This window comes from Vibrio sp. OPT46 (genome assembly GCF_015163535.1).
GTDB classification, from domain to species: domain Bacteria; phylum Pseudomonadota; class Gammaproteobacteria; order Enterobacterales; family Vibrionaceae; genus Vibrio; species Vibrio alginolyticus.
The window spans coordinates 9,166-15,360 of sequence record NZ_JADDYG010000452.1 but is presented as its reverse complement, the minus strand read 5'-3'; the positions used below and the strand labels follow the sequence as shown (position 1 = coordinate 15,360).

The window sequence follows — 6,195 nt, the reverse complement described above, 5'->3', positions numbered from 1 at the left end:
GGCACTGATCCGCCGTTACCGCGGCACTGTCGCGTCGAGCAAGTTGGAATATGGCGAAGTCTCTATCGACCAAAAAACGCGTAAAGCTTACCGCCAAGATAAACTGTTGGCGCTAAACCCCACCACTTACACCATTCTGGAAATGCTTGTGAAAAGCGCGCCAGACGTAGTAACACGTGAAGAAATCGCCTTCCAACTATGGCAAGAGAACGAGCCGAACAACGACGTTCTGCGCAGCCACATTTACCAACTTCGCAACCAACTTGATAAGCCATTTGAACAACATGTGCTGATCACCGTGCCGAAAGTTGGCTTCCGCTTGGAGACAGTTGCATGATCAATCGCTTACTTGCTAGCACGCAAAGCACACAAAGTATGACAGGGCGACTCGCTCTGTTTTTCTCTTTTGTGTCGGTCGTGATTGGCATCTTCTGCTTTTTGTTGATTACCGGCTCCCTGCTTTGGTCTGAAGACCGTGTCGGCGAGCGTCGTATTATGGTCGACAAAAAAGAAGCGATTGAACATTTCCAGTCCCACCCAGAGCAAGGCAGTATTCAGCTTGACCTGCTCACCACTGCATACAACGACATCTCATTGGTTGCCGAGCGCTACCAAAAATACCTGATTGGTCAAAAGCACTTTCTTGATGAAGTAGAAGACGGTGAATACTCGCGCATGGTTTACATGAGCACTTACACCTACAAAGGCGTTGAACATCCTGTGATTCTGGTTTCCTTGATTGATGAAATCGAGATCACCTCAGAGGAATTCATTCTCGTCGTTGCTATGGTGTTGTCCATTGTCGCCGTCCTGGTGTTCCTATTTGGCAGTCTGTTGCTGCGTTTATCACAGCGCTTGATTGAACCCGTCAATGCGCTCAAAACTCAACTCGACCATCACCAAGGAGATGCCACGCAAACTTTTAGTGTGCCTGAGGGCTCGGCCAAAGAGTTCCAAACCCTCGCGGATGAGTTGAATGAGTATCGCCACAAAATCAACCAAGTCATCAAGCGTGAGCAAGCCTTTGCACGATACGCAAGCCATGAACTGCGTACACCGTTAACCGTAATGAAAGGCTCAAGCAGCCTACTGGCGAGAAGTGCGAACACGGATTTCCAGACCCGCCAAGTGAACCGAATTCAGGATGCGACGCAGCAAATGTCGACCATGGTGGATGCCCTACTCGGCTTAGTGCGTTACGAGCGTAATGCAGATGATTCACCAGTACGCAGCATCACCGAAGAAGAACTCAACCAAATCATCTTCCAAAGCCAAGCTCAGGCGGATGAGAAAGCACTCAGCTTTGATGTACAGATCGACGGCAACCCAAGAACGCGCGCAACCAATGCCGTGTTGACCATTATTCTTGGCAACCTGATTCGCAACGGCATCGCCGCGACACCATCGGGATCAATTCATATCAATATGGATGAAAACACCATCTCGGTGCGTGATGAAGGTGAAGGCTTTTCGACCATTCCGCACTCTGATGGGCACGGATTAGGTTTGATGATTGTGGACGATTTGTGCCAACGCTATGGCTGGCAATTTAAGATTGGTACACATCCAGAAGGTGGTTGTGAGGCAGTAATTAACCTCGCAACAGAACATCAGGAATAACCGAAATGGAAGTCCTGAAACCCAGACTTTTTATCTGGGTTTAATGGCGTTACACTACGCGCCCTTTTTAAATGGCAAAGGTGACACGGTTTATTCCGTCAGCATCGACATGAAACTCTCAGAAAGTCCTATCACCCAACATAGCTTTAATGGGCACAAATTTTTCCTTAAACGTGACGACATGCTCCACTCCCACTTTTCTGGGAACAAAGCACGTAAGTTTATGACGTTAATGGAAGAGCAAAATCCCGACATCACCACGTTAATAAGCTTTGGCTCCGCTCAATCTAATGCCATGTACTCGCTAGCAGCTCTCGCCCAGATTAAAGGTTGGGCGTTTGAGTTTTATGTTCATCACATTCCATCTTGGCTAAAAAGCTCCCCCATCGGAAACTATCGCGGCGCTCTCGATTTGGGTATGAAAATCACCGCCATGCAAGACATCGGTAGCGAACTCCACCCTAGTGAATACATCCACCAGGTACGAAGATTAGATGAATCGACATTGCTTATTCCAGAAGGTGGACGTTCCCACCTCGCTGAAGCTGGCATCAAACAGTTAGCACGAGAAATTCTTGATTGGACGCGATTGAGAGGTAAAGAGCAGTTTGCGGTCGCCCTGCCATCAGGCACTGGCACGACGTCTTTATATCTTCATAAACATTTAAGTCCACACGGCATTGAAGTGCTAACTTGCCCTTGCGTAGGCGATGCAGATTACTTAACTGAGCAGTTCAACCAGCTCGGTGAAAACAGCCACCCAACCATTTTAACCATCCGCAACAAACACCATTTTGGTCGCTTATACGAAGAAGATTACATCACATGGAAAGCACTCTTTGAGCAAACCGACCTCGAATTTGACCTGTTATACGACCCGTATATGTGGCAATGCCTAACACCTTGGTTCGAAGAGAACACAGATAAAACGGTGATTTACATTCACCAAGGCGGGTTACTTGGCAACGAGTCGATGTTGCCAAGATATCAACGAGAATTTGAATAGCGTGTTCAAATAAAGTTGCTGCTGATTACAGTGATTCCACTATTTGATGAGCGCCAGAATTTCTTTGAATTCAGGTGCTCGGCAATCTTCGACCATTTCATACAAACACATTTCTAACCCAGTGAGCACCACACCGTTTGCGGTTAACTTCGCAAGAGCGAGCGCTTTATTGGCTGCGGTTCGGGAAGATACACAATCCGTGACTAATTCAACGCGATAACCGGACTGACGCAGAGAAACCGCGGTTTGATAGACGCAAATATGGGATTCAATACCGCAAACCAACCAGGTATCAACTTTCGCGTTCTCCACCGCGACCTTAAACGTCGCCTCTTTGCAACCATCAAACGTGTACTTGGTAATAGGTAAATGCGTACTTTCAAGCACTTCACGAATCGGCTCCGCGGTTGGGCCCAACCTTTCTGGATTCTGTTCTAGCCACAGAATAGGCAAATCTAGTGCTTTGGCGCCCTTTACCAGTTTCGTGATATTTTCAATCAGTGCGTCGCTTTCATGCATTAATGTAGCGAGTTTGCCCTGAACATCCACCACAATCAGGCCCGTGTTTCCTTTCGACAACATTTCCATCTCCTATCTTATGCGACCACAAACCATACTCAACAAGTTGAGCAACAGTTAATGTATCAGAACCCTTTCATGTTAGAGCAATAAAACCTAGAAAGATGACCTTCGCTCACACATTTGCCCTTAGGTAAGGGTGGTTTGAACTGACTATTTAAATTTCTCTCGAATTAGTTCAATCAAGGCTTTGACTTTATTGGGCAGAAATAAGGCCGAGGGATAAATCAGAGTAAGATGCTGCTTCGGATGCGCGAATTGAGGCAGCACCTCGACCAACAAACCGTCTCTCAGTGCAGGCTTGGAATGAATTTGAGGAATAAACGCGATGCCGTTTCCTGCTATCGCCATCGAGCGCAGCAAGTTGAGGTCGTCCGAGCGCAACGCCACATGCAGATCTGAATCGAGCAAATCGGCATTGTAACGATTAGTTAAAAGGCGATGCTGCTTAAGATCTTCCACCGTTTTTACTGGCGGATGCGATTCTAGATAGGCTTTTGACGCAACAAAGTGACTACGATAAGGCAAAAGACTGAACTGCACATAGCTGTCATCGGTGACTTTGACCACGCTCGGAAGAAGCTGTAAATCAAACGATTGACGCTTAAGATCGACACTCTCTTGATGGTTTTCAATCTCGACCGAAATCTCCGGATACCGCGTTGTGTACTCGGTGATGATCGCGTTAAACGCGGCAGAGCTCATCAATGCGGAAGGAATGGCTAAACGCACCTTGCCCGTCAGCTCTTGTTGATATTCGTGCATGGCATTTAAACCTTGCTGAATATGGTCAATAGGCTGCCCCACCAACTCAAACAAGCGTTTCCCGTGCTCCGTCAACTCAATGCTGCGTGTTGTGCGGATCAAAAGCTGTACCCCGAGCGATTTCTCTAATTCTTGCAGGCGACGACTCACTTTTGAGCGTTGTAGTTGATTCGCCTCTGCCGCTGCACTTATACCGCCGTGAACCACCGTCTGAGTGAATAGGTAAATATCATCAAAACTAACGTTCATTGTCCTATTTTTAGGTCATTCATGTTCGTATTATCATTCTACTGAATTGTGAGTGACTTCTCTATAATCCGCTATCCAATATGTTTAACGGAACTTGTAATGACGGCTGACCAAAAATTTAAACACTGGATGCGAACTTTGATTGTCCTGTTCATCGTACTATTTTTGTACATTATCATTGCTGACCGCCACGCCCCCTTAACGACCGAAGGACGAGTACAAGGATACGTTGTCCAAGTCGCGCCCGAGGTATCTGGTAAAGTGACCGACGTTCTCATCGAGAATAACCAGTCCGTTCAAAAAGGCGATGTGTTGTTTACGATTGATGATCGTAAATACAAGATAGCACTTGAACAGGCGGAGCTGTCTCTGCAATCCGCTTATGAAAAAGAAGCAACGCTGTATTCTCAACGCGAAGCCGCTCTTGCCAATATTGCCCGCGCACAAGCGACATTTGATAATGCACACCGCGAGTACAACCGCTTACTGACACTATCGAAGCAGAAAGTCATCTCTCAATCGACACTCGATAATGCCTTTGCCCAAAATCAGGTATCACGTGCAGCGCTTAAAGCGGAACGACAAAACTTAAAAGTCATTGAGGCGCAATTAGGCGATCAAAAAGGTCAAAGCACCGCCGTTCGAATTGCCAAAAACGGCATCGAAAAGGCGCAACTTGATTTGGCAAATACCGCGGTACTCGCTCCCAGTGATGGTGTCGTGACCAACCTGCAACTAGAAGTTGGCACGATGGCAAACACCAACATGCCATTGCTGACGTTTGTACCAACAGGATCACTCTGGGTAGCCGCTGATTTTCGTGAAAAGTCCGTCGCGAACGTAGACAAGACTTTCCACGCCTTGGTCACATTTGATGCCAACCCAGGTTCGGTGTACGACTTTGATTTAGCTAGCCGCGATTACGGTGTAGCAGCCGCACAACAAACGCCTAATGGCGCACTGACCAAAGTGGAAGTGAACAACCGCTGGGTACGTGATGCGCAGCGTACACGAGTGAACCTAACCAGCAGCGAAGAGTTACCACCAGCACTGTTTGTCGGCTCTCGCGCTACCATTGTTTTGTACCCAGACAACAGCATTTTCTGGCAGTTGATGGCGCAAGCACAGATTCACCTCGCAAGCTGGTTTCACTTCATTTACTAGGCGGCGACAATGAAAACCTTACGAATTTGGTTCGGCTGCTCTTTAGGGCTCGCGCTAAGCATGATCTTCGGTTGGTCTTACGGATTTTTTGCCATCATGATGCCGCTGTTTATATTGGGCAGAATGGACAACTTTAATATTTCGGCTTTATTGATCGTGTTTTTCTCTGCGGTGTGGACAACCATACAAGCCACATTTTTGCTGGAATACTTGCAGTTTCATCCAACATTAATGACCGTTGCCGTCGGAATCATGATGCTGTTCAAGTGCATTGCAATGATGAACCAGAAAACCTATTTGTTTGGTTACATGGGGCTGTTGGTGGGTTCAATTGTGTTGAATTTTGCCAGCTATAACTTCATGGATATTGAAGAGTTCAACGTCAACATGTGGGTGATGGCGTTCAGCAATATTTTTGTTTGCGCATTCGCGTATTGGTTGTTCCCGGAGCCAAAATCCCCCGCCGAGCACATTGAGATGTCGACCCCAGTAAAAAGCGATATTGACTACATCAGCCAAGTTGCTATGGGTTGGGTAGTGGCGATGGCGGCATTTATCGTATTCCAAGTAGCGGACTTATATGACTCGCTGTCCGCACAAGCTTCCATTTTGATCATCCTAACCCCAATGACTTTAGCGGGCTCGCTCGCCATGGCAAAAATTCGCATCATCGGCACCGCACTAGGCTGCATCGCAGGGATGGCTGTTCAGCTGATATTGGGCAGTTGGTATGGGCATGGGCTACTCTTTTGGCTCGCCTTTACCATTGCAATGGGGCCATTCTGCTTGTGGCTCACCAAAGGGCAAATTAA

The 6,195-nt window shown here is 47.2% G+C and carries 7 protein-coding genes; 5 read left to right on the top strand and 2 right to left on the bottom strand.

Translation table 11 applies throughout. The annotated features are described in order from the left end of the window. The 3 genes from IQR33_RS33625 to IQR33_RS19725 form a co-directional block, all read left to right on the top strand. A partial coding sequence (locus tag IQR33_RS33625; protein WP_228014010.1) for a winged helix-turn-helix domain-containing protein occupies positions 1-337 on the top strand: 337 nt, incomplete at its 5' end. Further along, entirely contained in the window at positions 334-1,620 is a 1,287-nt protein-coding gene (locus tag IQR33_RS19730; protein WP_017634708.1) for a sensor histidine kinase, read from the top strand. The genes IQR33_RS33625 and IQR33_RS19730, both read left to right, overlap by 4 nt. Before the next feature lie 109 nt (positions 1,621-1,729). Continuing rightward, the gene (locus tag IQR33_RS19725; RefSeq protein ID WP_193838103.1) at positions 1,730-2,626 is read left to right on the top strand and encodes a 1-aminocyclopropane-1-carboxylate deaminase/D-cysteine desulfhydrase; all 897 of its coding nucleotides are present in this window, start codon (positions 1,730-1,732) and stop codon (positions 2,624-2,626) included. 39 nt (positions 2,627-2,665) lie between these two features. Here the strand turns inward: IQR33_RS19725 and IQR33_RS19720 are convergent, their stop codons facing one another. Further along, positions 2,666-3,208, bottom strand: coding sequence for a hydrolase (locus IQR33_RS19720; RefSeq protein ID WP_005457944.1), 543 nt, complete (start codon positions 3,206-3,208; stop codon positions 2,666-2,668). Positions 3,209-3,358: 150 nt separating this feature from the next. Then, complete coding sequence (locus tag IQR33_RS19715) at positions 3,359-4,219, bottom strand: LysR family transcriptional regulator (protein ID WP_005376746.1); 861 nt, start codon at positions 4,217-4,219, stop codon at positions 3,359-3,361. 99 nt (positions 4,220-4,318) lie between these two features. Here IQR33_RS19715 and IQR33_RS19710 point away from each other — a divergent pair, with 99 nt between their 5' ends. Next, entirely contained in the window at positions 4,319-5,383 is a 1,065-nt protein-coding gene (locus tag IQR33_RS19710; protein WP_005376744.1) for an HlyD family secretion protein, read from the top strand. Positions 5,384-5,392: 9 nt separating this feature from the next. Further along, positions 5,393-6,195 (top strand): DUF2955 domain-containing protein (locus IQR33_RS19705; protein ID WP_193843956.1); only part of this gene is annotated, 803 nt, incomplete at its 3' end.